Annotated in this window: 19 protein-coding genes; 11 read left to right on the top strand and 8 right to left on the bottom strand. The window is 61.0% G+C overall.

The features are described 5' to 3' along the window. The first annotated feature begins 11 nt into the window (after positions 1-11). Genes E3W21_RS10960 through E3W21_RS10910 form a run of 10 tightly spaced genes read left to right on the top strand, consistent with a single transcriptional unit; the run spans position 12 to position 10,239 of the window. Entirely contained in the window at positions 12-581 is a 570-nt protein-coding gene (locus E3W21_RS10960; RefSeq protein WP_134419965.1) for an outer membrane lipoprotein carrier protein LolA, read from the top strand. Further along, entirely contained in the window at positions 565-2,904 is a 2,340-nt protein-coding gene (locus tag E3W21_RS10955; protein ID WP_134419695.1) for an MMPL family transporter, read from the top strand. The genes E3W21_RS10960 and E3W21_RS10955 overlap by 17 nt, the downstream gene beginning before the upstream one ends. Further along, entirely contained in the window at positions 2,901-4,061 is a 1,161-nt protein-coding gene (locus E3W21_RS10950; protein WP_134419693.1) for a sodium:proton antiporter, read from the top strand. Before E3W21_RS10955 ends, E3W21_RS10950 begins: the two co-directional genes overlap by 4 nt. After that, positions 4,048-5,295, top strand: a complete 1,248-nt coding sequence (locus tag E3W21_RS10945) for an NAD(P)/FAD-dependent oxidoreductase (protein WP_134419691.1) — start codon at positions 4,048-4,050, stop codon at positions 5,293-5,295. The genes E3W21_RS10950 and E3W21_RS10945 overlap by 14 nt, the downstream gene beginning before the upstream one ends. Continuing rightward, positions 5,292-6,017 carry a class I SAM-dependent methyltransferase gene (locus E3W21_RS10940; RefSeq protein ID WP_134419689.1) on the top strand — a complete coding sequence of 242 codons (726 nt, stop codon included), beginning with the start codon at positions 5,292-5,294 and terminating at the stop codon, positions 6,015-6,017. The genes E3W21_RS10945 and E3W21_RS10940 overlap by 4 nt, the downstream gene beginning before the upstream one ends. Next, positions 6,017-6,637 carry a hypothetical protein gene (locus E3W21_RS10930; RefSeq protein ID WP_256661543.1) on the top strand — a complete coding sequence of 207 codons (621 nt, stop codon included), beginning with the start codon at positions 6,017-6,019 and terminating at the stop codon, positions 6,635-6,637. The genes E3W21_RS10940 and E3W21_RS10930 overlap by 1 nt, the downstream gene beginning before the upstream one ends. Beyond that, positions 6,634-7,830 carry a beta-ketoacyl-[acyl-carrier-protein] synthase family protein gene (locus E3W21_RS10925; RefSeq protein WP_134419687.1) on the top strand — a complete coding sequence of 399 codons (1,197 nt, stop codon included), beginning with the start codon at positions 6,634-6,636 and terminating at the stop codon, positions 7,828-7,830. The genes E3W21_RS10930 and E3W21_RS10925 overlap by 4 nt, the downstream gene beginning before the upstream one ends. After that, positions 7,827-8,288 (top strand): hotdog family protein, encoded by a 462-nt coding sequence (locus tag E3W21_RS10920; RefSeq protein ID WP_008149597.1) that lies wholly within the window; start codon positions 7,827-7,829, stop codon positions 8,286-8,288. Before E3W21_RS10925 ends, E3W21_RS10920 begins: the two co-directional genes overlap by 4 nt. After that, on the top strand, positions 8,285-9,013 hold the full coding sequence (gene fabG, locus E3W21_RS10915; protein ID WP_134419685.1) for a 3-oxoacyl-ACP reductase FabG: 729 nt from the start codon (positions 8,285-8,287) through the stop codon (positions 9,011-9,013). Before E3W21_RS10920 ends, fabG begins: the two co-directional genes overlap by 4 nt. Then, positions 9,013-10,239, top strand: coding sequence for a beta-ketoacyl-ACP synthase (locus E3W21_RS10910; RefSeq protein ID WP_134419683.1), 1,227 nt, complete (start codon positions 9,013-9,015; stop codon positions 10,237-10,239). Before fabG ends, E3W21_RS10910 begins: the two co-directional genes overlap by 1 nt. Before the next feature lie 101 nt (positions 10,240-10,340). On the opposite strand, the gene E3W21_RS10905 is transcribed toward E3W21_RS10910, so the two are convergent. Both E3W21_RS10905 and E3W21_RS10900 read right to left on the bottom strand, forming a co-directional pair. Then, entirely contained in the window at positions 10,341-10,607 is a 267-nt protein-coding gene (locus tag E3W21_RS10905; protein WP_134419682.1) for a DUF6124 family protein, read from the bottom strand. A gap of 511 nt (positions 10,608-11,118) precedes the next feature. Further along, positions 11,119-12,021, bottom strand: a complete 903-nt coding sequence (locus tag E3W21_RS10900; protein ID WP_134419680.1) for a LysR family transcriptional regulator — start codon at positions 12,019-12,021, stop codon at positions 11,119-11,121. 118 nt (positions 12,022-12,139) lie between these two features. Here E3W21_RS10900 and E3W21_RS10895 point away from each other — a divergent pair, with 118 nt between their 5' ends. Then, positions 12,140-13,414 (top strand): MFS transporter, encoded by a 1,275-nt coding sequence (locus E3W21_RS10895; protein WP_134419678.1) that lies wholly within the window; start codon positions 12,140-12,142, stop codon positions 13,412-13,414. A 187-nt stretch (positions 13,415-13,601) separates the two neighbouring features. On the opposite strand, the gene hemE is transcribed toward E3W21_RS10895, so the two are convergent. The 6 genes from hemE to aroK form a co-directional block, all read right to left on the bottom strand. Further along, positions 13,602-14,669, bottom strand: a complete 1,068-nt coding sequence (gene hemE, locus E3W21_RS10890) for a uroporphyrinogen decarboxylase (RefSeq protein WP_129439148.1) — start codon at positions 14,667-14,669, stop codon at positions 13,602-13,604. 266 nt (positions 14,670-14,935) lie between these two features. Then, entirely contained in the window at positions 14,936-16,354 is a 1,419-nt protein-coding gene (locus E3W21_RS10880) for an FAD-dependent oxidoreductase (RefSeq protein WP_134419676.1), read from the bottom strand. Positions 16,355-16,387: 33 nt separating this feature from the next. Beyond that, positions 16,388-20,833, bottom strand: a complete 4,446-nt coding sequence (gltB, locus tag E3W21_RS10875; protein ID WP_129439150.1) for a glutamate synthase large subunit — start codon at positions 20,831-20,833, stop codon at positions 16,388-16,390. A gap of 352 nt (positions 20,834-21,185) precedes the next feature. Next, positions 21,186-22,781: an SPOR domain-containing protein gene (locus E3W21_RS10865; protein ID WP_129439152.1), complete on the bottom strand. Its 1,596-nt coding sequence runs from the start codon at positions 22,779-22,781 to the stop codon at positions 21,186-21,188. Between the two features lie 10 nt (positions 22,782-22,791). Beyond that, entirely contained in the window at positions 22,792-23,892 is a 1,101-nt protein-coding gene (aroB, locus tag E3W21_RS10860) for a 3-dehydroquinate synthase (protein ID WP_123366938.1), read from the bottom strand. A gap of 151 nt (positions 23,893-24,043) precedes the next feature. Further along, a complete protein-coding gene (gene aroK / locus E3W21_RS10855; protein WP_010464421.1) occupies positions 24,044-24,562 on the bottom strand; it encodes a shikimate kinase AroK in 519 nt (172 codons plus the stop codon). Position 24,563 lies beyond the last annotated feature (1 nt).

Below are 24,563 nucleotides of genomic sequence, written 5' to 3'. Positions count from 1 at the left end.
ACCTGTTCGTGATGGCGCTGGGGTTTTCTTCGCTGGCGCAGGCTTTTGATTTGCAGCAGTTGAGTGATCAACTGGCAAAACCTGACGTGATCCACGGCAATTTCATCCAGGAAAAACACCTGCGCGCACTGCCTCAGCCGCTGACCAGCAAGGGCTCTTTCGTCCTCGCTAAAAATCACGGCTTGCTCTGGCTGCTGAAAACCCCGCTGCAACAGGATTACCGCATCAGCGCCAAAGGCATTGCCCGGCGTGACGCCAACGGCTGGCAAATGCTGCCAAGCAAGAGTGCCGGCGCCGAGCAGAACCGTTTGTTCCTCGCCGTACTGCAAGGCGACAGCAGTGGGCTGCAACGGGATTTCGAGCTTTCACTGAGCGGCGATGCACAGAACTGGAAGCTGACGCTGACCCCGCGGTCCATGCTGCTCAAGCAGGTGTTCACTCAGATCAACATTGACGGCGGCGAACTGGTGCACAGCATCGAGTTGCTCGAAACCCAGGGTGACAGCACCCTCTTGCGCATGCAGGACAGCACCCGCTTCCAACCGTTGAGCGATGCGGAGCAACATGACTTTGCCGAGTGAACGGAGGCTTCCACGGCTGTTTCTGATCCTGCTGCTGGCGGTGTTCGCGCTCGCCGGTTGGCAATGGCGTGACGGCGCCCCGCTGTCGGCCAACCTGATGGAACTGGTGCCAGGCACGGCGCCGGACGCGCTGGAACTGCGCGCCGAACAACGCATGCAAGAACCGCTGAACCGCGAAATGCTGGTGCTGGTCGGCCACACCGATCGCCAGCAAGCCGTCGCGATGGCGCAGAAACTGGGTGAACAGTGGCAGGCCAGCGGTTTGTTCGAAAAGGTCCAATGGAACCTCCAAGCTGACCTCCCGGCGCTGCGCACTCAATTGCTCAATGGTCGACTCGCGATGTTGTCAGCGGCTGACCGGCAGCAACTCATTGAACATCCCGACGCCTTTATCCAGCAGCGAGTACAAGCGCTGTTCGACCCCTTCACCGGCTTCAGTCTGGTGCCGAGCCAGGATGACTGGCTGGGCCTGACCGGGCGCATTCAGAACAGCCAGCCGCAGCACGGGTCGGTGCAACTGGACATCGGCAGCGGTGCGCTGGTCGCCGATGCCGACGGCAAGAGTTGGGTGTTGCTGCGCTCGCGCACCACGGGCAACGCCTTCGACATGAACTTGCCGCTGCAAGTGGCCGACCTGCTCCAGCACAGCCGTGAACAAGCCGCCCAGGCAAACGTTCAATTGCTTGCCGCCAGCGGCTTGCTCTATGCGGCCAGTGGGCAAAAGCAAGCCACCCGGGAAATGACCTGGGTCGGTGGCGGCGCCACGGCGGGCATTCTATTGCTGTTGCTGCTGGCCTTCCGGCGCTGGCGGGTGTTGCTGGCCTTCGTCCCGGTGCTGGTCGGCATGCTCTTCGGTGCGGTGGCCTGCGTGGCACTGTTCGGCCATATGCACGTGATGACGTTGGTGCTCGGTTCGAGCCTGATCGGCGTGGCGGTCGATTACCCGCTGCACTACCTGTCCAAGAGCTGGAGCCTGAAACCCTGGCACAGTTGGCCGGCCCTGCGCCTGACGTTGCCGGGCCTGACGCTGAGCCTGATCACCAGTTGCATCGGTTACCTGGCCCTGGCCTGGACACCGTTCCCGGCGCTGACCCAAATTGCCGTGTTCTCTGCCGCCGGTCTGCTCGGCGCTTATTTGTCCGCCGTGTGCCTGCTGCCGGCACTGCTCAAGGGCACAGATTTGCGGCCAGCGCAGTGGCCGCTGCGGGTGTCCGAGTTTTTGCTGGGGCGCCGTGAAGCGTTGCTCAAACTCGCGAGTACGCCGGTGCTGCTGGCGCTGCTGATTGCCTTTTGTGTGGGCGGCCTGTTGCAGCTCGACACCAAAAACGACATTCGCCAGTGGGTCGGTGCACCGCAGCAACTGACTGACGAAGCGCAAACCATTGCACGCATCACCGGCTATCAACCTACCAGCCAGTTCTTCCTGGTGCGCGCCGCCAATCAACAGCAACTGCTGGAACGCCAAACCGCGCTGAACGAGCGGCTGGATCAGTTGGTCAACCTGGAAAAACTCCAGGGTTATCTGTCGCTCAATCAATTGGTCAGCCAACCCACCGAACAGCGGCAAGTGCGCGAAGCGTTGAACAAGTTGCCGCAATTCTGGCAACCGCTACTCGATGTCGGCGTGCCGGCCGAGGCGCTGCAAGCAGAGCTCACGAAGTTGCAGGCACTGCCCACCGAAGACGTCGACGCGGCGCTGGTCGGTCCGTTGGCGGAACCCTACCGCGCGCTGTGGCTGGGACCGACCGATGACGGCGTAGCGGCGATGGTCAGTCTGCAAGGCCTGAACAACCCCTCTCTGCTACGCGTCCAGGCGCTGGATTTGCCGGGCGTGGAACTGGTGGATCGCCTTGGTGAGTTGAACAAAGTGTTCGCCGACACCCAGATCAGTGCCGCAGAGTTGAAACTCGCTTCCTGTGTGCTGATCGTGCTGGTGCTGATCCTGCCGTTCGGTTTCGGCGGCGCGCTGCGAATCGTCGCGCTGCCGCTGCTGGCCGCACTGTGCAGCCTGGCCAGTCTCGGCTGGATGGGGCAACCGCTGACGCTGTTCAGCCTGTTCGGCCTGCTGCTGGTGACGGCCATCAGCGTCGATTACGCGATCCTCATGCGTGAACAGGTCGGCGGCGCAGCCGTGAGCCTGCTGGGCACCTTGCTGGCGGCGCTGACCACCTGGCTGTCGTTCGGTTTGCTGGCGGTGTCCAGCACGCCGGCGGTGAGCAACTTCGGTCTGTCGGTGAGCCTGGGGCTGGCGTTCAGCTTCATTCTTGCGCCGTGGGCCGGACGCCAGATTCACGCCGCCCCGGTCACGGAGTCGGCAACATGATGATCGCTTTGTTCTGGGCAATGGCCCTGGTGCTGTTCGCCGTGGCCACTCGCGTCGGTCGACACTTCGGCGTGATCCCGATTGTCAGCCAGTTGTTGCTGGCCACCTTCGGCCTGCCGCTGCTGATGTATTTCTGGATCGAACCCCAGTGGCAATTGAGCGGCGCAACGCTGGTCGCGCCGGGCTGGCTGAAAAACGTCTACAGCCTGAGTTTTGCCTTGTTGCTGGGGCACATTCTCAGTGACGTGATCGACCTGCGACTCGACCGTCAAAGCCTGAAAATCGCCCTGCCGAGTTTCTCCCTTCCGTTTGCCTGCGGCCTCGCGACAGCGGTCTGGCTGTTACCGCCGCAACCGTGGATCAGTTCACTGGCGGTCGGTCTGGTGTTCGCTATCACCGCGATCCCGGTGTTGTATCTGTACCTGCGGCACATCAAGTACCCGCCTGCCGCTACCCGGCGACTGGTGCAGACCGCGATCCTCATCGACCTCACTTGCTGGACCCTGTTCGCCATCGCCCAGGGCAGCCTGCACCTGAGCAGCCTCCTGCTGCCGCTGGCCGGCGCCTGCCTGCCGTTGCTGCTGCGTCTGCTCCGCTTGCGCCAGCCGTTGCTGCACAGCGGTTGCTTCTTCGCACTGCTGGTCGTGGCGGAACACTTCAAGCTCAATGCGCTGATTTTCGGCATCGGTTACCTGTTGTGGATGGCCGCACTCAAAGTGCCGCTGGTGCTGCCGTTGCCGGTGATCTGGATGAGTCACTTGCAGACGTATATCGCGATCCCGCTGATCCTCACGTTCGGCATTGTGCAAATCAACGTCCACGCGGCCATGACCAGCCTCGGCTGGGTGCAACTGGCCGCACTGCTGCTGTTCCCGATTGCCAGTAAACTGCTGGGCAACTGGCTGGGCCTCGGTTGGGCCGGCGCCTCGTTTGAAGGCGCCAGTCGCTGGCGGGAAAGTGTCTTGCTGAATATTCGTGGCTTGAGCGAGATCGTCTTTCTCAACCTGCTGCTGCAACAACAACTCATCAGCCCGGCGCTGTACTTCGCGCTGATGGTGATGGGCCTGATCGCGACACTGCTGCCGGCACTCGCCGGCATGCACCGAACCCCTTTGAACATCGCCGTCCCGGCAAGGAGCCCCCGTGCCAACAGTTGAAATGGAACATCGCCAGGTCGTGGTGATCGGTGCAGGTCCGTCGGGCGCCATCGCCGCCGCGTTGCTCAAGCGCAAGGGTCACGACGTACTGATGATCGAACGCCAGCATTTCCCAAGGTTTTCCATCGGTGAAAGCCTGCTGTCCCACTGCCTGGATTTCGTCGAAGAGGCCGGCATGCTCGAGGCGGTGAACGCCGCCGGATTCCAGTTGAAAAACGGTGCAGCATTCGCCTGGGGCGAGCAGTACAGCGCCTTTGATTTCGGCGAGACTTTCAGCAACGGCAAGCCGACCACCTTCCAGGTCCTGCGCGCCGATTTCGACAAGCTGCTGGCCGATCAGGCCGCGCTGCAAGGTGTGGAGGTTCGCTACGGCGAAGCCATCGTCAGCGTCGATTTCACCCTGCCCAAACCGCAGCTCGACGTGCTTCGCGAAGACGGCAGCCAGTACCGCGTCGAAGCCGATTTCGTGCTGGATGCCAGCGGCTACGGCCGTGTGCTGCCGCGCTTGCTCGACCTTGAAGCGCCGTCGGATTTCCCGGTGCGCCAGGCCGTGTTCACCCACGTCGAAGACCACATCGACAACCCGGCCTTCGAGCGGGAAAAAATCCTCATCACCACCCATCCGATCCACCGCGACATCTGGTTCTGGACCATCCCGTTCAGCAACGGCCGTTGTTCGGTGGGCGTGGTCGCGGCAGCCGAACACTTCGAAGGCCGCATGGAGAACCTGGACGAGTGCCTGCGTGGGTTTATCGCTGAAACCCCAAGCCTGGCCAGCGTGTTGAACAACGCCGTGTGGGATACGCCGGCTCGAACCATCGGCGGCTACTCGGCCAACGTTAAAACCCTCCACGGGCCAGGCTTTGCCCTGCTCGGCAACGCGGCGGAATTTCTCGACCCGGTGTTCTCTTCTGGCGTGACCATCGCCATGCGCTCGGCGAGCATGGCCGCCGGGGTTCTGCACCGCCAACTGCAAGGCGAAAGTGTCGATTGGCAGACTGAGTTCGCCATCCCGCTCAAGCGCGGCGTCGACACGTTCCGTTGCTACGTTGAAGGCTGGTACGCCGGGACGTTCCAGGATGTGATTTACCATGAGGGCGGCTCGCCCGATATTCGCCGCATGATCAGCTCGATCCTCGCCGGGTATGCCTGGGACGAGCGTAATCCGTTCGTCGCCGAACCCAAGCGCCGGCTGCGGATGCTCTCAGAGCTCTGTGCAAGGGATGCCACATGAGCTATTTGAGCGACACCTACGTCGAAGAAACCCGTTTCGGTTTCTGGTTCCTGCGCAGCCACACCTGGCAGCACCATGTACTGCGAGTGGCAATCACCGATTTGCGTAGCCTGTTCAGCGAAACACCGCCGAGCAACCCGGTGCTGCTGGATGCCGGTTGCGGTCAGGGCAAATCGTTCCAGTACCTGCGCCAGACCTTTGCCCCCCAGCGCCTGATCGGTCTGGACGCCGATCCTCACAGCCTGAGCCTGGCCGGCGAAGAAGCCGTCCGTCAGGGCATGGCGGTGGAGTTGATCGGCAGCGACTGCGCGAGCATCAACGTCCCGGACGCCAGCGTCGATTTGCTGTTCTGTCACCAGACCTTCCATCATCTGGTGCAGCAGGAACAGGCTCTGGCCGAGTTCTACCGCGTGCTCAAGCCCGGTGGCTATCTGCTGTTCGCCGAATCCACCGAGGCTTACATTGATACCTGGGTGATCCGCTGGTTGTTCCGCCATCCGATGCACGTGCAAAAGAGCGCCGCCGGGTACCTGGACATGATTCGCCAGCAGGGTTTCGAACTCGGCCCGAAAAACGTGTCTTATCCATACTTGTGGTGGAGCCGCGCCAAGGATTTCGGCCTGCTTGAACGCTTGGGTCTGCGCCAGCCAAAGCCCTTCGGCCAACGGGAAGAAACCTTGGTCAATGTGGTCGCGCGCAAACCCCTTGAAGGTGCTGTTTGATGTATAGCGTAATTCAAACCTGTGGGAGCGGCGGTGCGGCGATCCGACTTGCTCGCGAATGCGGAGTGTCAGTCGACATCATGGGTGAATGTAAGACCGCATTCGCGAGCAAGCCCGCTCCCACAGGGACTGCAACCATTCTGCGATTTCTGCTACTTGGCGCGGTCCTGTTGCTGAGCGCCTGCGCCAGCCGGGCGCCGCTGCCCGAGCAAACCCCGAACCTGTCGTTGCCGCTGCAATTGCACATCCAGCGTCTGGTGGCCGACCAACGGCAGGACTGGGTGCTGGTGATCCAGCGTGAAGGCCTAGGCATTCGCTGGTCGATGATGGACTTGCTGGGCATTCCACAGGCACGCCAGAAACTGGTCGATGGCGAGTGGCAGGCTGACGGTCTGCTGCCGCCCAATCCGGAAGCGCGAGAGCTGTTCGCCGCGCTGCTGTTTGCGCTGACCCCTAAAGATGAACTGTCGGGCAACTATCCCGCCGCGTGGCAGCATGGCTCGCAACGATCCTTGCCAGCGCACTGGGAAGTCCGTTACTCACAACCCATGAGCTTTGAATTGAACCTGCCCAAAGGCCCGAAATATCAAGTCACGCCGCTCAGCGGGGACGCGCCATGACCGCCTACCTGAATGCCCTCGGGGTGATCTGCGCCCTGGGCCGTGACAAGTCCGAAGTCGCTCGCAACCTGTTTGCCGGTGACTGTTCGGGCATGCGCAATGAGGCCGGCTGGGTGGCGGAACGGTCGTTGCCCGTGGCCGCGGTTCGCGGCGAACTGGCGTCGATCCCGGCTGAGCTTGCGCCGCAAGACACTCGTAATAATCAATTGCTGCTGGAAGCCGCGCTGCAAATTCGCGAAGACATCGACCACGCGATCCAGACCTACGGCCGCGACCGCATCGGTATCGTTCTGGGCACCAGCACCTCGGGCATCGACGAAGCCAGTCGCGGCCTGGCCCATTACATCCGCGAACATCAGTTCCCGGCCGATTACGACTACCAGCAACAGGAGCTCGGCGCTCCGGCGAACTTCCTTGCCGACTGGCTGCAACTGAGCGGCCCGGCCTATGTGATCTCCACGGCCTGCACCTCCAGCGCTCGGGCGCTGATGAGTGCTCAGCGACTGTTGGACCTGGGCATTTGCGATGCGGTGCTGTGCGGCGGTGTCGACAGCCTGTGCAAGCTGACCCTCAATGGGTTCTCGGCGCTGGAAGCGGTGTCCGGGCAACGCTGCAACCCGTTTTCGGTGAACCGTAACGGCATCAACATTGGCGAAGCGGCGGTGCTGTTTTTGATGAGCAAAAATGTCGGCAACAGCCAACCAATTGCCCTGCTCGGCAGCGGCGCCAGCTCCGATGCACACCACATTTCCGCACCGGAACCGACTGGCCGTGGCGCCCTGCAAGCGATGCGCAAAGCCTTGATCCGAGCACAACTGCAACCGCAACAGATCGATTACCTGAACCTGCACGGCACCGCCACCCAACACAACGACGCCATGGAAAGCCTGGCGGTGGCGACGTTGTTCCCGACGGGTGTGTCGTGTTCGTCGACCAAACCCATGACCGGCCACACCCTCGGTGCGGCCGGCGCTCTGGAAGCGGCGTTCTGCTGGTTGAGCCTGAGTGCAGGCAATCGCGAGCACGCCCTGCCGCCTCACGTCTGGGACGGCCAACCGGATCCCAAATTGCCAGCCCTGAATTGGGTGACCCCGGCCGATCGCCTGACGTCCATTGCACCTCGCTATCTGATGAGCAATTCCTTTGCCTTCGGTGGTAACAACGTCAGCCTGATTATCGGAGACGCCCCATGATTGACTGGCCGATCGCCGAACTGCTGCCGCACGCTGGCGACATGATCTTTATCGAGCAGATCCTGTCGTTCGATGACGAGCAGATTTACACCCGCCTCACGGTCAAACCCGATGGCCTGTTCAACCGCCCGGACGGCAGCCTGCCGGCCTGGGTCGGCATCGAACTGATGGCCCAGAGCGTCGCCGCCTACGCCGGTTGCCATGCGCGCCAGCGAGGCGATGCAGTGGAGCTGGGGTTTCTGCTTGGCACCCGCAAATTCGAATGCAACGTCGAGCACTTCCCTGCTGGCACCGAGCTGACCATCCACGGCATCCGCTCGCTGGAAGACGACAACGGCATGGGCGTGTTCGAATGCCACATCACCGCGCCCGGCATTCACGCCACCGCTCGTCTGAACGTGTTCCGTCCGCCTCAGGCCGCTCAATACCTTCATGAAACCCAAGGAACCCAGCCATGACTGAATCCGTACTGATCACCGGTTCCAGCCGTGGCATCGGCCGCGCTATCGCTTTGCGTCTGGCCCAGGCCGGGCATGACATCGTGCTGCATTGCCGCAGCGGCCTGGCGGACGCTGAAGCCGTGAAGGCCGAAATCGAAGCCTTGGGGCGCAACGTGCGCATTCTGCAATTCGACGTATCCGACCGTGCCAGCTGCAAAGCCATTCTCGAAGCCGACGTGGAAACCCACGGTGCCTATTACGGCGTGGTGCTGAACGCCGGCCTGACACGCGACGGTGCTTTTCCGGCCTTGAGCGAGGATGATTGGGACATGGTGATGCGCACCAACCTCGACGGTTTCTACAACGTGCTGCACCCGGTGATGATGCCAATGATTCGCCGTCGCGCCGCCGGGCGGATTGTTTGCATCACCTCGGTTTCCGGGTTGATCGGCAACCGTGGCCAGGTCAACTACAGCGCTTCCAAGGCCGGTTTGATCGGCGCGGCGAAGGCGTTGGCGATCGAGTTGGGCAAGCGCAAAATCACCGTTAACTGTGTCGCACCCGGCTTGATCGACACCGCGATGCTCGATGAAAACGTGCCGGTGGAAGAAATGATGAAAATGATCCCCGCACAACGCATGGGCACCCCGGAAGAGGTGGCCAGCGCGGTGAATTTCCTGATGTCGGCGGAAGCGTCGTACATCACCCGGCAGGTTCTGGCCGTCAACGGAGGCCTGTGCTGATGAAGCGCGTCGTCGTCACCGGCATGGCCGGCATCACCTCACTGGGCAGCGATTGGGACACCATCGCCGCTAACTTTGCGGCCAACCGCAGCGGCATACGCCGCATGGACGAGTGGGATCGTTTCACCGAACTCAACACACGCTTGGCCGGGCCAATCGATGACTTCAAAGTGCCGAGCCACTGGACCCGCAAGCAATTGCGCAGCATGGGCCGGGTCTCGCGCCTGGCGGTCGGCGCGGCAGAACAGGCATTGGCCGATGCTGGTCTGTTGGGTGACCCGTCGATCAAGGACGGGCGCATGGGCGTTTCCTGCGGCTCATCCACCGGCAGCACCGACGAGATCAAGGCGTTCGGCAACATGCTGCTCAACTCGGTGGCCGAGGGCCTGAACGCCAACTCCTATGTGCGCATGATGCCGCACACCACGGCGGCGAATATCAGCATCTTCTTCGGCCTCACCGGCCGATTGATCCCGACCTCCAGCGCTTGCACCAGCGGCAGTCAGGGCATCGGTTATGCCTACGAGTCGGTCAAGTTTGGTCGCCTGCCATTGATGCTCGCCGGCGGTGCCGAAGAACTGTGCCCCACCGAAGCCATGGTCTTCGACGCGCTCTACGCCACCAGCCTGAAAAACGATGCGCCGCAGACTTCCCCACGCCCCTACGACAGCGGCCGCGATGGCCTGGTGATCGGCGAAGGCAGCGGCATGCTGGTGCTCGAAGAACTCGAACACGCCTTGGCTCGCGGTGCGCACATCCACGCCGAACTCGTCGGTTTCGGCAGCAACGCCGACGGCCAGCACGCCACCCGTCCAGAACAGGTCACCATGCGCCGGGCCATGGAACTGGCCCTGGAAGACGCCGGGCTGCAACCTTCTGACATTGGCTACGTGAATGGTCACGGCACGGCCACTGAACAGGGCGACATTGCCGAAACACTCGCAACCAGCGCGTTGTTCGGTGAACACATGCCGATCAGCTCGCAGAAGAGTTTCCTTGGCCACACCCTCGGAGCCTGCGGTGCGCTGGAATCCTGGTTCAGCATCGAAATGATGAACCGCGACCTGTACGTCCACACCCTCAACCTCGACGACGTCGACCCGCACTGCGGCAAACTCGATTACCTGCGCGGCGAGTTCCGGCAGATGAGCAACCAGTACGTGATGAACAATAACTTTGCGTTTGGTGGGGTTAATACTTCGCTGATTTTTAAGCGCTGGTCGTAAGCAAAATCAAAAGATCGCAGCCTTCGGCAGCTCCTACAGGAGAGCGTGTACATCTGTAGGAGCTGCCGAAGGCTGCGATCTTTTGATGTTCAAGGTATCCACTAGGGTGAATCGAGGTTATCCAACACACGGTTTACTGCCAGTTCCCCCAACATGATCGACTGCTGAATCCCCAGCAGTGTGTTGCTTTGCGATCCTTCCAGATACCTCGCGAAATCGCTCGCCATGACGTTGGCTGATGCCAGGGATTCACAGGCGTATTCCAGTAGGGTGTGGTTGTCGATATTGGGGGCGATGAGGAAGATTTTGCTTGGTTGGCGTGGAGCATCCGGATCGGTGTCCGGTAGGTTTGTTGTTGTATTCGTCATGTTTCGGCTACCTACAAAGTGGAGCCACCGAGTCGCTACTAATCAAAAGGGTGGCAGCCGTACGCAGGTTAGTAGACCGGGAAACACGAACCGGCGCGCCCGAGAGCGCCCTACGCACAGCTACCATCAAAGTGCAGGCATGAAATTACCTGACTATCCGGCATGCAAATGCGCATCGTGTAAACACGGGCTACTAAACCCGATCACTGGAAATCAGTGACGCGAATCAAGTTACCGATGGCCCCCAAAGCGCACAAGCCGGCGGATTCTGGAGTAATTGTAGGCAATGCCGCAAGGCGCTGTGGCCTGTTCAAGGTAGTTCGGAAATGTCTTACACCCTTCAGCGAAGCGTCCGCTATGGCATCGGTAACTGCTCCTTTTTTGGTGAACTTGCGGACGCTTTCGCGAGCAAGCTCGCTCGCTCCCACAGGGATTTGCGGTGTGAACCGATTTTTGTTCCACCCCCTATCCACTGTGGGAGCGGGCCTGCCCGCGATTGACTGCGAAGCAGTCACGCCTTCAGCGGCTCAACCTTACGCGTCAACAACTCCACAAACGCCCTGGCCATTGGCGACTTCTGATCCTTACGCTGCACCAGCCACACTGCCGACACCGCCTCTGGATCGAGCAGAGGCCGATAGACCACCCCTTCGATGCGCATCCGCTGATAGGACGCCGGCAGCACGGATACACCCAACCCCGCCGCCACCAGACCAATGATCGTCATCGCCTCGCCCGCCTCCTGTGCAAAGTGCGGACTAAACCCCGCATCCCGCGCCAGGCTGAGCAATTGCGCGTACAGACCACTGCCATAACTGCGTGGGAAAAATACGAAGGGTTCGAGCGCCAGAGCTGACAGAAACAAGCCTTCTTCGCTACCGGTCACCAACGGATGCTTCGAGCTGAGCACCGCCACCAGCGGCTCACGCATCAACTCCACCACGCTGAGCGAGTCCGGCAACCCAAGCGGCCGCATGATCCCGACTTCAATCGACTCATCCACCAACGCATCGGCGACCTGGGTGCTGCTCATCTCCCGCAGGTTCAGGTGCACCGCCGGAAATCGCTGGCGAAACGAAAAAATCGCCTGTGGAATGGTCGAGTTGAACGGCGCCGACGAGGTGAAGCCGATCTTCAGTTCGCCCAATTCACCCAACTGCGCACGCCGTGCAACATCCGCCGCCTTGTCGACCTGCGCCAACACCAGCCGCGCCTCTTCCAGAAACAGCCGACCGGCTTCACTGAGTTCGACCCGACGATTGGTCCGCTCGAACAACCGCGCGCCCACCTCCTGCTCCAGCGCCTGAATCTGCTGGCTCAGGGGTGGTTGCGAGATGCCCAGCACCTGGGCGGCGCGGCCGAAGTGCAGTTCTTCGGCAACAGCAATGAAGTAGCGCAGGTGACGCAATTCCATGAAAACTCCATTAGGTCGTTAAACCTATCAAACAGGTCGAACAATATATTGGATTGAATCATTAGGCAGCTATATGCTTTTTTCATTGCCTGACCGGCTGCGTCCTCCGAGGTCCGAAGTGAAAACTGCTGTCGCTCCACTTGCCCATGAAGTCCCGCCCGCAGCGGTGGACGATGTTGTCGCCGAACTGAAAGAGATCTACATCGAAAAAGGCACGCCGATGTTCATGCGCACGGTGCTGGCGCTGTTCTCCGGCGGCTTCGCGACCTTCGCTTTGCTCTACTGCGTGCAGCCAATGATGCCGTTGCTGTCCCACGAGTACTCAATCAATGCGGCGCAGAGCAGCCTGATCCTGTCGGTCGCTACGGGCACGCTCGCCATCGGTCTGCTGATCACTGGCCCGATCTCTGATCGCATCGGGCGCAAACCGGTGATGGTCGCCGCGTTGTTCGCCGCCGCGCTCTGCACAATCGCCAGTTCCATGATGCCGAGCTGGCACGGCGTGTTGGTGATGCGCGCGCTGACAGGGTTGTCGTTGAGCGGCTTGGCGGCGGTCGCCATGACTTACCTGAGCGAAGAGATCCACCCGCAGCACATCGGCCTTGCCATGGGTTTGTACATTGGCGGCAACGCGATTGGCGGGATGTGCGGACGCTTGATCACTGGCGTGTTGATCGACTTCGTCAGCTGGCACACGGCGATGCTGGTGATCGGCGGCCTGGCGCTGATCGCGGCGGCGGTGTTCTGGAAAATCCTCCCCGAATCGCGCAACTTCCGCGCCCGTTCATTACACCCGCGCAGCTTGATTGACGGCTTCACCATGCACTTTCGCGACGCCGGCCTGCCGCTGCTGTTCCTTGAAGCTTTCGTGCTGATGGGCGCGTTCGTCACCCTCTTCAACTACATCGGTTATCGCCTGCTGGCCGAGCCGTACCACATGGATCAGGCCTTCGTCGGGCTGCTCTCGGTGGTGTATCTGTCGGGTATCTACAGCTCAGCGAAAATCGGCGCCCTGGCCGACCAGCTCGGTCGTCGCAAAGTACTCTGGGCAACCATCGTGCTGATGATCGCCGGCCTCGCCCTGACCATGCTCACGCCGCTGCCAGTGGTGATCATCGGCATGCTGATCTTCACCTTCGGCTTCTTCGGCGCGCATTCGGTGGCGAGTAGCTGGATTGGGCGTCGTGCGATCAAAGCCAAGGGGCAGGCGTCGTCGCTTTATCTGTTCAGCTATTACGCCGGTTCGAGCATCGCCGGGACGGCGGGCGGGGTGTTCTGGCACATGGGGGGGTGGAACGGGATCGGGTTGTTCATTGGCGGGTTGCTGGTGATTGCGCTGCTGGTGGCGTTGAAACTGGCGAAGTTGCCACCGCTGGAAAATGTGAAGGCGTGACGCACAACCCTGTGGGAGCGGCGGTGCGACGATTCGACTTGCTCGCGAAAGCGGTGGGTCAGTCGGCATCGATGTTGAATGATCAACCGCTTTCGCGAGCAAGCCCGCTCCCACATTGACCGGGTACGATCTGGTACCTCATACAAAAACGCCCGGCACAAGCCGGGCGTTTTTTATTGGGCGACGATCACTCGTGATACTGCGCCGACAGTTCGTGCACCGCGCGCAGGAAGGCGCCGGCGTGTTCCGGGTCGACTTCAGGCGTAATGCCATGGCCGAGGTTGAACACGTGACCGCTGCCTTTGCCATAGCTGGCGAGGATGCGGCCGACTTCGGTACGAATCGCTTCCGGCTTGGCGTACAGCACGGTTGGGTCCATGTTGCCTTGCAGCGCGACTTTGCTGCCGACGCGATCACGGGCGTTGCCGATGTCGCAGGTCCAGTCCAGGCCGAGGGCATCAGCGCCAGCGTCGGCGATGCTTTCCAGCCACAGGCCACCGTTCTTGGTGAACAGAATGACCGGCACCTTGCGCCCTTCGTGTTCGCGGATCAGGCCGCTGACGATTTTGCGCATGTAGGCCAGGGAGAATTCCTGGTACGCCGCCGCCGAAAGGCTGCCGCCCCAGCTGTCGAAGATCTGCACCGCTTGCGCGCCGGCCATGATCTGGCCGTTGAGGTAGCTGGTGACCGTCTGCGCGAGCTTGTCCAGCAGCAGGTGCAAGGCTTGCGGGTTGTCGTAGAGCATGGTTTTGGTCTTGCGGTAGTCTTTCGACGAGCCGCCTTCGACCATGTAGGTGGCCAGGGTCCATGGGCTGCCTGCGAAGCCGATCAGCGGCACGCGGCCGTTCAGTTCGCGGCGGATGGTGCTGACCGCGTCCATGACGTAGCCCAGGTCTTTGTGCGGATCAGGAATCGGCAGCGCTTCGATGTCAGCCATCGTGCTGATGACTTTCTTGAAGCGCGGACCTTCACCGGTTTCGAAGTACAGGCCTTGGCCCATAGCGTCCGGGATGGTCAGGATGTCGGAGAAAAGGATCGCCGCGTCCAGTTGTGGGTAGCGGTCGAGCGGCTGCATCGTGACTTCGCAAGCGAACTCCGGGTTCATGCACAGGCTCATGAAGTCACCGGCCTTGGCACGGCTGGCGCGGTATTCCGGCAGGTAGCGACCGGCCTGACGCATCATCCAGACAGGCGTGACGTCTACGGGTTGCTTGAGCAGGGCGCGAAGGAAACGGTCGTTCTTCAGGGCAGTCATGTCGGCATCCGGAAAAAAAGTGCGGGCATTTTCTCAGAGCGCGACGCAAAAGGCACGGCAAGAGCCGTGCCTTTTGTCTATCGGGTCAATTTGTCGCGGTGGAACACGGTCTTTGCAACACCGAAAAACCAATGTGGGAGCGGCGGTGCGACGATTCGACTTGCTCGCGAAGAGGTCGTTACGTTCAACAGAGATGTTGACTGACAAACCGCCTTCGCGAGCAAGCCCGCTCCCACATTTGATCGCATTCCAATTTTGGAAAGTGATCAGACGCCCAGGTAATCCAGGATCCCTTCGGCGGCATTACGGCCTTCGAAGATCGCCGTCACAACCAGGTCAGAACCGCGAACCATGTCGCCACCGGCGAAGATTTTCGGGTTGCTGGTCTGGTGCTTGTACTGACCTTGCTCCGGGGCTACAACGCGGCCCTGGCTGTCGGTCTGGATGCTGTGCTGTTCGAACCACGACGCCGGGCTCGGACGGAAACCGAACGCGATGACCACGGCATCAGCCGGGATGATCTCTTCGGAACCCGGAATCGGCTCGGGGCTGCGACGGCCACGGGCGTCCGGTTCGCCGAGACGGGTCTCGACCACCTTCACGCCTTCGACGCGGTCTTCACCGACGATCGCGATTGGCTGGCGGTTATAGAGGAATTTCACGCCTTCTTCCTTGGCGTTCTTCACCTCTTTGTGCGAGCCCGGCATGTTCGCTTCGTCACGACGATAAGCGCAGGTCACCGACTTGGCGCCCTGGCGAATCGACGTACGGTTGCAGTCCATCGCCGTGTCGCCGCCACCCAATACCACGACCTTCTTGCCTTTCATGTCGACGAAATCTTCCGGCGACTTTTCAAAGCCCAGGTTGCGATTGACGTTGGCGATCAGGAAGTCCAGCGCGTCATGCACGCCCGGCAAATCTTCACCGGCAAAGCCGCCCTTCATGTAGGTGTAGGTGCCCATGCCCATGAACACGGCATCGTATTCTTCGAGCAGTTGCTCGACGGTCACGTCCTTGCCCACTTCGGTGTTCAGGCGGAACTCGATGCCCATGCCGGTGAAGACTTCGCGACGATTGCTCAGCACGGTCTTTTCCAGCTTGAACTCGGGGATGCCGAAGGTCAGCAGACCGCCGATTTCCGGGTTCTTGTCGAACACCACCGGGGTCACGCCGCCGCGTACCAGCACGTCGGCACAGCCCAGGCCTGCCGGGCCTGCGCCGATCACCGCAACACGCTTGCCGGTCGGTATGACCTTGGACATGTCCGGGCGCCAGCCCATGGCGAACGCGGTGTCAGTGATGTACTTCTCGACCGAACCAATGGTCACCGCGCCGAAACCGTCGTTGAGGGTGCAGGCACCCTCGCACAGACGATCCTGCGGGCACACCCGGCCGCAGACTTCCGGCAGGGTGTTGGTCTGGTGCGACAGCTCGGCGGCCTGGAGGATGTTGCCCTCGGCCACCAGCTTCAGCCAGTTCGGAATGAAGTTGTGCACCGGGCACTTCCATTCGCAATACGGGTTACCGCAACCCAGGCAGCGGTGGGCCTGATCGGCCGAATGCTGGGGTTTGAAGGGTTCGTAGATCTCCACGAACTCTTTCTTGCGTTGACGCAACAGTTTCTTCTTCGGATCCTTGCGCCCGACATCGATGAACTGGAAGTCGTTATTCAGACGTTCAGCCATTGTTAAAACCTCATCAAACTCTTCAGGCGCATATCACTGCGGGTTGGCACGGGTGCTGGAAAGCAACGATTTCAGGTTGGCAGCCTTGGGCTTGACCAGCCAGAAACGACGCAGATAGTCATCGAGGTTTTCAGCGAGGTTACGACCCCACTCGCTGTCGGTTTCCTCGACGTATTCGTTCAGCACGCGTTGCAGGTGGCTGCGATAGGCTTCCATCGCCTCACCGCTGATCCGCTGGATTTCCACCAGTTCGTGGTTGACCCGGTCAACGAAGGTGTTGTCCTGGTCGAGCACGTAGGCGAAACCGCCGGTCATGCCTGAGCCAAAGTTGTAACCGGTCTTGCCCAATACGCAGACGAAACCACCGGTCATGTACTCGCAGCAGTGATCGCCCGTGCCTTCCACTACGGTGTGAGCACCGGAGTTACGCACCGCAAAACGCTCGCCCGCGGTACCGGCGGCGAACAGCTTGCCGCCAGTGGCGCCGTACAGGCAGGTGTTGCCGATAATGGCGCTGTCCTGAGTCTTGTAGACGCTGCCCTTCGGCGGAACGATGACCAGTTTGCCGCCGGTCATGCCTTTGCCGACGTAGTCGTTGGCGTCGCCTTCCAGGTACATGTTCAGGCCGCCAGCGTTCCACACGCCGAAGCTCTGACCAGCCGTCCCTTTGAAGCGGAAGGTGATCGGCGCGTTCGCCATGCCTTGGTTGCCGTGTTTGCGAGCGATTTCACCGGAGATCCGCGCGCCGATGGAACGGTCGCAGTTGCAGATATCCAGGGCGAAATCGGCGCCGCTCATGTCGTTGATGGCCGAGGTGGCCATGTCGACCATTTTCTCGGCCAGCAGGCCTTTGTCGAACGGTGGGTTGCGGTCGACCTGGCAGAACTGAGGTTTGTCTGCCGGGATGTGATCACTGCCCAGCAATGGCGTCAGGTCCAGGTGTTGCTGCTTGGCGGTCTGGCCTTCGAGGATGTCCAGCAGATCGGTACGACCGATCAGCTCTTCGAGGGAGCGCACGCCCAGCTTGGCCAGCCACTCACGGGTTTCTTCGGCGACGTAGGTGAAGAAATTCACCACCATGTCGACGGTGCCGATGTAGTGATCCTTGCGCAGCTTCTCGTTCTGAGTCGCGACGCCGGTGGCGCAGTTGTTCAGGTGACAGATACGCAGGTATTTGCAGCCCAGCGCGATCATCGGCGCGGTGCCGAAGCCGAAGCTTTCAGCGCCGAGGATGGCAGCCTTGATCACGTCGAGGCCGGTTTTCAGGCCGCCGTCGGTTTGTACCCGCACTTTGCCGCGCAGGTCGTTGCCGCGCAGGGTCTGGTGAGTTTCGGCCAGGCCGAGTTCCCACGGAGCGCCCGCGTATTTGATCGAGGTCAGCGGCGATGCACCGGTGCCGCCGTCGTAGCCGGAGATGGTGATCAAGTCCGCGTAGGCCTTGGCCACACCGGCGGCGATGGTGCCGACGCCCGCTTCTGCAACCAGCTTCACCGAAACCAGCGCCTTCGGGTTGACTTGTTTCAGGTCGAAAATCAGCTGCGACAAGTCTTCGATCGAATAGATATCGTGGTGCGGTGGAGGCGAGATCAGGGTCACGCCCGGCACTGCGTAACGCAGTTTGGCGATCAGACCGTTGACCTTGCCGCCTGGCAGCTGACCACCTTCGCCGGGCTTGGCGCCCTGAGCGACTTTGATCTGCAACACTTCAGCGTTGACCAGGTATTCCGGGGTCACACCGAAACGGCCAGTCGCAACCTGTTTGATTTTCGAGCTCTTGATGGTGCCGTAACGCGCCGGGTCTTCGCCGCCTTCGCCGGAGTTGGAACGCGCACCGAGGCGGTTCATGGCTTCGGCCAGGGCTTCGTGAGCTTCCGGCGACAAGGCGCCGAGGGAGATGCCCGCGGAGTCAAAGCGCTTGAGCACCGACTCCAGCGGTTCGATTTCGCTGATGTCCAGCGGCGTGTCCAGGGTTTTGACCTTGAACATGTCACGGATCATCGACACCGGACGGTTGTCCACCAGCGCCGTGTATTCCTTGAACTTGCTGTAGTCGCCCTGCTGCACAGCGGCTTGCAGGGTGCTGACCACGTCCGGGTTGTAGGCGTGATATTCGCCGCCGTGGACGAATTTCAGCAAACCACCTTGCTGGATCGGCTTGCGCGGGCTCCAGGCTTCGGCGGCCAGGGCTTTCTGCTCGGCTTCGATGTCGACGAAACGCGCGCCCTTGATGCGGCTTGGCACGCCACGGAAGCTCAGGTCGCAGACTTCTTCAGACAGGCCAATGGCTTCAAACAACTGCGCACCACGGTAAGACGTGATGGTCGAGATACCCATCTTCGACAGGATCTTCAGCAGACCTTTGGTGATGCCTTTGCGGTAGTTCTTGAACACTTCGTAGAGGTCGCCCAGGACTTCACCGGTGCGGATCAGATCGCCCAGCACTTCGTACGCCAGGAACGGATAGACCGCCGAGGCGCCGAAACCGATCAACACTGCAAAGTGGTGCGGGTCGCGAGCGGTGGCGGTTTCCACGAGGATGTTGGAATCGCAACGCAGGCCTTTTTCGGTCAAGCGGTGGTGCACCGCGCCGGTGGCCAGGGAGGCGTGGATCGGCAACTTGCCCGGGGCAATGTGACGGTCACTCAGCACGACCTGGGTACGACCGGAGCGCACGGCTTCTTCAGCCTGATCGGCGACGTTGCGGATCGCCGCTTCGAGGCCGACGCTTTCGTCGTAGTTGAGGTCGATGATCGCGCGCTCGAAGCCCGGACGATCGAGGTTCATCAGCGAGCGCCACTTGGCCGGGGAAATGACCGGCGAGCTGAGGATCACGCGCGAGGCGTGTTCCGGCGACTCCTGGAAAATGTTGCGCTCGGCACCGAGGCAGATTTCCAGCGACATGACGATGGCTTCACGCAGCGGGTCGATCGGCGGGTTGGTGACCTGCGCGAACTGCTGACGGAAATAGTCGTACGGCGTGCGCACGCGCTGGGACAGCACGGCCATCGGCGTGTCATCGCCCATCGAGCCAACGGCTTCGTAGCCTTGCTCGCCGAGCGGACGCAGCACCTGATCACGTTCTTCGAAAGTGACCTGGTACATCTTCATGTACTGCTTGAGCTGATCGACGTCGTAGAACGCCGAACCGTGGTCGTTGTCTTCCATGGTCGCCTGAATGCGCAGGGCATTCTTGCGCAGCCATTGCTTGTACGGATGACGGGACTTCAAGCGGTTGTCGATCGCATCGGTGTCGAGGATCTGGCCGGTTTCAGTGTCCACGGCGAAGATCTGGCCCGGGCCAACGCGGCCCTTGGCGATCACGTCTTCAGGCTGGTAGTTCCAGACACCGATTTCCGAGGCCAGGGTGATGAAGCCGTTTTTGGTGGTGACCCAACGCGCCGGACGCAGACCGTTACGGTCGAGCAGGCACACTGCGTAGCGACCGTCGGTCATTACCACGCCGGCCGGGCCGTCCCACGGTTCCATGTGCATCGAGTTGTATTCATAGAACGCACGCAGGTCCGGGTCCATGGTTTCGACGTTCTGCCACGCAGGCGGAATGATCATCCGCACGCCACGGAACAGGTCGATACCACCGGTGACCATCAACTCGAGCATGTTGTCCATGCTGGAGGAGTCAGAACCGACACGGTTGACCAGCGGGCCGAGTTCTTCCAGATCCATCAGATCGTTGGTGAACTTGGTGCGACGGGCCACGGCCCAGTTGCGGTTACCGGTGATGGTGTTGATCTCGCCGTTGTGGGCGAGGAAGCGGAACGGCTGAGCCAGCGGCCATTTCGGCAGGGTGTTGGTCGAGAAGCGCTGGTGGAACACGCAAATCGAGGTTTGCAGGCGCTGGTCGCTGAGGTCTGGATAGAAGGCGGTCAAATCCGCCGGCATCATCAGGCCTTTATAAATGATGGTCTTGTGCGAAAAGCTGCAGACGTAGTGATCGGCGTCGGCGGCGTTGGCCACAGACGAGCGACGACGGGAGGTGAACAGCTTGACGGCCATGTCCTGATCGCTCAGGCCATCACCGGCGATGAACACTTGCTCGATCTGCGGCAGGCGCTCAAGGGCCAGGCGACCGAGGACGCTGGTGTCGATCGGCACTTTGCGCCAGCCGACGAGGGTCAGGCCAGCAGCGAGGATCTCGCGGTTCATGTTCTCGCGAGCGGCTTCGGCTTTGACCGGGTCCTGGTTGAAGAAGACCATGCCCACCGCATATTGCTTGGGCAGTTCGACGCCGAAGGTTTCCTGGGCGATGGCTCGCAGGAACACATCCGGCTTTTGAATCAGCAGACCGCAACCGTCACCGGTCTTGCCGTCGGCGTTGATCCCACCGCGGTGGGTCATGCAGGTCAGGGCCTCGATGGCCGTTTGCAAAAGGGTATGACTGGGCTCGCCCTGCATATGGGCTATCAGGCCGAAACCGCAGTTATCCTTGAATTCATCTGGTTGGTACAGACCTGCTTTCATAGACACTTTCTCACCAGGCTGCCTCTTGTCGAGGCAAATTTCTTTTCAATTCAACCACTTACCATCCGCGCCGAACGTACGCCAGCTTTGCGGGGGCAAAAGGGAGGTCATTGTACACACCGACACAGAGGCTCACAAATTTGACGACGAAATGTCGCAAATCTATGTCGCATTTGTGAAAGGTTTAAAGCGATATGCTGTGCTAGTCAAAACTTTTTTAATTTTGACCGCAACGACTCAAAGACTACTGTGACGCAGACACCACAAGGCACGCGGTCTGTAGAGACAGCATGCTACTTGCGGAAAATTTTGAGGTGCCGGGAGAGGCGGCCTGGGTAAGGCCGCCGAATCATCAGCGAGCTGTAGCCAGTTCCTGTTGGACGCTGGCGACGGAGCGAGGCCAAGGTTTACCAGCCTGAACCTTCGCTGGCAAGGCCTTGATGGCGGTAACGGCTGCATCGCGGTTGGCGAAGCTACCGTAAGTGATGACGTAAAGCGGCTTACCGTTGAGGACTTTCTTGAAATAACGGTACTCGCCGCCCTGCTCCTTGACGAAGGATTGCGCGGCCGCTTCGGAACTGGTGCCGAGGATCTGCACCACGTAGTTACCCGGTGCTTGCCCTGCGTACCAGGTGCCGCCAGCGGCTTTGGCCACAGCGGCTGGTTTCTCGGCAGGCTTGGCAGCAGCCGCGGCGGCGGGCTTGGCTGGCGCTGGAGCTGGCTTCACGGCAGGCGCAACCGGGGCTGGCTTGGCAGTCGCGACCTGAGTCGGCGCAGGCACAGGTTTGGTGGCTGGCGTCGGTGCGGGACCGGCCGACAGACCTGCTGGAGGCGCGGTAGTGGTCACGGTCGGCGGTGTAGCGCTCGAACCTTCGACCGGCACGCCGTCGTCGCCTTCGGTGATGCCACCGGCGGCTTCGGCCAACGGACCACGCATGACCGGCTGCGAGTTGCCGACCAGCGGCAATGGCATCGGTTGCGAGTTACCGGCGAATTCGACGGCAGGCGCGCCGCCGCTGTTAGGTTGCGGCGTGCCCTGGCCGAGCGGCAGTTGCGCCTGTTCGTTGACAGGTGCGCCAGTGGTCGGTGCTTTGCTGCGACCCGGCATCAACCAGGCGGCGGCTACCGCGACCACGACAACGGCGGAAATCGCCAATACGTGTTTCTTCGGCATGTTGAACCCCATACTTGGACGCTTCACCGCTGAGCGGCTGGCAATCATGGCTTCGATCATTGCATCGCGGGCAACCTGGTTGATGGTGCCAGGCCAACCGTCGGAGCTTTCGTGAATATCAGAGATCTGATCTGCGGTGAAAAGTTCGATACCCCGGCCGGCGCCTTCGAGCCGCTGGTCCAGATATTCGCGGGTTTCTTCTTCGGTGTAAGGCTGCAATTCGATGACGTGGAAACGCTCTTCCTCGAGGCTCAGCGCCTCCAGTTGAGCAATCAGCGACGACTCGCCGAACAGGAACACATGCGGGCGACCTTCCGGTGCACCAGCGGCCAGGGCCAGCAAGGCTTCCAGCGCGGATTCGTCGAGTTGCTCGGCGTCATCCACCAGCAAATAGACTTCCTGCCCCGTCAACGCAAGTTGCACCACTTGAGCCAGAATCGCGCCGATCTCGGCCTGGGCAACGTTCAGCGCCTGAGCCACCTGACGCAGCACGCCGGCCGCATCACCGGCACCACGGGCGGAAACCACCACGCTCTGCACCGACTGCTTGTTGGTGCTGGCCACCAGGGCCTGACGCAACAGCGTCTTGCCACTGCCTTGCGGGCCGGTGACGACCAGCAGCAACTGACTGTAGCGTGCCAGGTGATGCAGTTGCCCCAGCACCGGTTTGCGCTGGGCCGGGAAGAATTTGAAGCCAGGCACCCGTGGAGAAAAAGGGTCATGACTCAACTGGTAATGGCCGAGGAAAGCCTCGTCGGCGTGCAAACTAGTCATCGGGATCTTATTAACCTTTAAGCTGAGCCAGAGCGCGGTAATCCGCTCCCAGCGTGGCCTGTAAAACCTCTTTCGGATAATCGTCGGTCACCACCGCTTCGCCCATGTGGCGCAACAGCACCAGGCGCAAACGACCGTCGATCACTTTCTTGTCAATTGCCATGTGTTCGAGAAAATCGGCTTCAGTCATCTCTTCAGGCGGGATGACCGGCAGGCCGGCACGCTGGAACAGACGAATGCCGCGATCGCGCTCTTGCTCGCTGATCCAGCCCAGGCGCGCGGACATTTCCAAGGCCATTACGGTGCCAGCAGCGACCGCCTCACCATGTAGCCAGACACCATAGCCCATGTGGGTTTCGATGGCGTGACCGAAGGTGTGACCCAGGTTGAGCGTGGCGCGAACACCGGTCTCCCGTTCGTCGGCACCCACCACCGCAGCCTTGGCCGCGCAAGAGCGCTCGATGGCATAAGTCAGGGCGACCTGGTCCAAGGCGCGCAGACGATCGACGTTGTCTTCAAGCCAGGTCAGGAACGGCTCGTCGCAGATCAGCCCGTACTTGATGACTTCAGCAAGCCCGGCGGACAGTTCGCGGGCCGGCAGGGTATTGAGGGTAGCGGTATCAATCAGCACCACGTTCGGCTGATAGAAAGCGCCAACCATGTTCTTGCCCAGCGGATGGTTGATCCCGGTCTTGCCGCCCACCGAAGAGTCGACTTGCGACAGCAGCGTGGTCGGGATCTGGATGAAATCGACACCACGCTGGTAGCAGGCGGCCGCAAAACCGGCCATGTCACCAATCACACCGCCACCGAGGGCGATGACCGTGGTACGGCGGTCGTGCCGCGCGGTCAGCAGACCGTCGAAAATCAGCTGCAGGGTTTCCCAGGTCTTGAAGGCTTCGCCGTCCGGCAGCACCACGGAAACCACCGAGAACTGTGCGAGGCTGCGGGTCAGACGCTCGAGATAGAGCGGCGCAACGGTCTCGTTGGAGATGATCGCCACTTGCCGTCCGCGTATATGCGGGGCCAGCAGCTCAGGCTGATCCAACAAACCTTCGCCAATATGAATCGGGTAGCTGCGCTCGCCTAGATCGACCTTGAGTGTCTGCATGTGTCCCCACAGTGAAGATGGAATCAGGCGTCCTGCCTTGAGTTAACGAATGTCCACGGCGTCTGCTGGTGTGACGCCGTTCGGTAGCCATCCGCCACAACCTTGAGCGGCCATGACAGGACGCCGAGGATAGCGCATTTCGCGCTGCGCTTTAACGGGGAGGTAGCTGCTGCAAGCGTTCAAGAATATCGAGTACGACCATTCGCGGCGGCCGCTCATCGGTTTCCACCACCAGATCGGCGATTTCCCGATAAAGCGGATCGCGGATCGCCAGCAGATCCCGAAGGGTCTTGGCCGGATCGGCAGTACGCAACAGGGGTCGATTGCGATCACGGGAAGTGCGACCCACCTGCTGCTCGACAGACGCATGCAGATAGACCACCCGCCCCCCAGCGTGCAGCGCCCGACGATTGGCCTCGCGCATCACCGCGCCGCCACCGGTCGCCAGCACCACGCCGTCGCAGCCGCACAGCTCGGCAATCATCGCCTGCTCGCGGTCACGAAAGCCCGGCTCGCCTTCCTTATCGAAAATCCACGGGATATTGGCGCCCGTGCGCAATTCAATTTCCTTATCGGAATCTTTGAACGGCAGGCGCAGCTCTTTGGCCAGCAACCGGCCGATGGTGCTTTTTCCAGCCCCCATCGGTCCAACAAGAATCAAATTTCGCACA

Origin of the sequence: Pseudomonas sp. F01002, assembly GCF_004402115.1 — a bacterium.
GTDB classification, from domain to species: Bacteria; Pseudomonadota; Gammaproteobacteria; order Pseudomonadales; family Pseudomonadaceae; genus Aquipseudomonas; species Aquipseudomonas frigoris.
Note: the sequence above shows the minus strand (reverse complement) of the source record. Positions and strands in the feature narration are given on the sequence as shown.

Coding starts and splice junctions, on each gene's coding strand:
- E3W21_RS10900 (WP_134419680.1), bottom strand. CDS start 12,021: ATGGAATTGCGTCACCTGCGCTACTTCATTGCTGTTGCCGAAGAACTG.
- E3W21_RS10910 (WP_134419683.1), top strand. CDS start 9,013: ATGAAGCGCGTCGTCGTCACCGGCATGGCCGGCATCACCTCACTGGGC.
- E3W21_RS10880 (WP_134419676.1), bottom strand. CDS start 16,354: ATGGCTGAACGTCTGAATAACGACTTCCAGTTCATCGATGTCGGGCGC.
- E3W21_RS10930 (WP_256661543.1), top strand. CDS start 6,017: ATGTATAGCGTAATTCAAACCTGTGGGAGCGGCGGTGCGGCGATCCGA.
- fabG (WP_134419685.1), top strand. CDS start 8,285: ATGACTGAATCCGTACTGATCACCGGTTCCAGCCGTGGCATCGGCCGC.
- E3W21_RS10950 (WP_134419693.1), top strand. CDS start 2,901: ATGATGATCGCTTTGTTCTGGGCAATGGCCCTGGTGCTGTTCGCCGTG.
- E3W21_RS10920 (WP_008149597.1), top strand. CDS start 7,827: ATGATTGACTGGCCGATCGCCGAACTGCTGCCGCACGCTGGCGACATG.
- E3W21_RS10925 (WP_134419687.1), top strand. CDS start 6,634: ATGACCGCCTACCTGAATGCCCTCGGGGTGATCTGCGCCCTGGGCCGT.
- E3W21_RS10865 (WP_129439152.1), bottom strand. CDS start 22,781: ATGACTAGTTTGCACGCCGACGAGGCTTTCCTCGGCCATTACCAGTTG.
- E3W21_RS10955 (WP_134419695.1), top strand. CDS start 565: ATGACTTTGCCGAGTGAACGGAGGCTTCCACGGCTGTTTCTGATCCTG.
- hemE (WP_129439148.1), bottom strand. CDS start 14,669: ATGACTGCCCTGAAGAACGACCGTTTCCTTCGCGCCCTGCTCAAGCAA.
- gltB (WP_129439150.1), bottom strand. CDS start 20,833: ATGAAAGCAGGTCTGTACCAACCAGATGAATTCAAGGATAACTGCGGT.
- E3W21_RS10905 (WP_134419682.1), bottom strand. CDS start 10,607: ATGACGAATACAACAACAAACCTACCGGACACCGATCCGGATGCTCCA.
- E3W21_RS10940 (WP_134419689.1), top strand. CDS start 5,292: ATGAGCTATTTGAGCGACACCTACGTCGAAGAAACCCGTTTCGGTTTC.
- E3W21_RS10960 (WP_134419965.1), top strand. CDS start 12: ATGGCGCTGGGGTTTTCTTCGCTGGCGCAGGCTTTTGATTTGCAGCAG.
- aroB (WP_123366938.1), bottom strand. CDS start 23,892: ATGCAGACACTCAAGGTCGATCTAGGCGAGCGCAGCTACCCGATTCAT.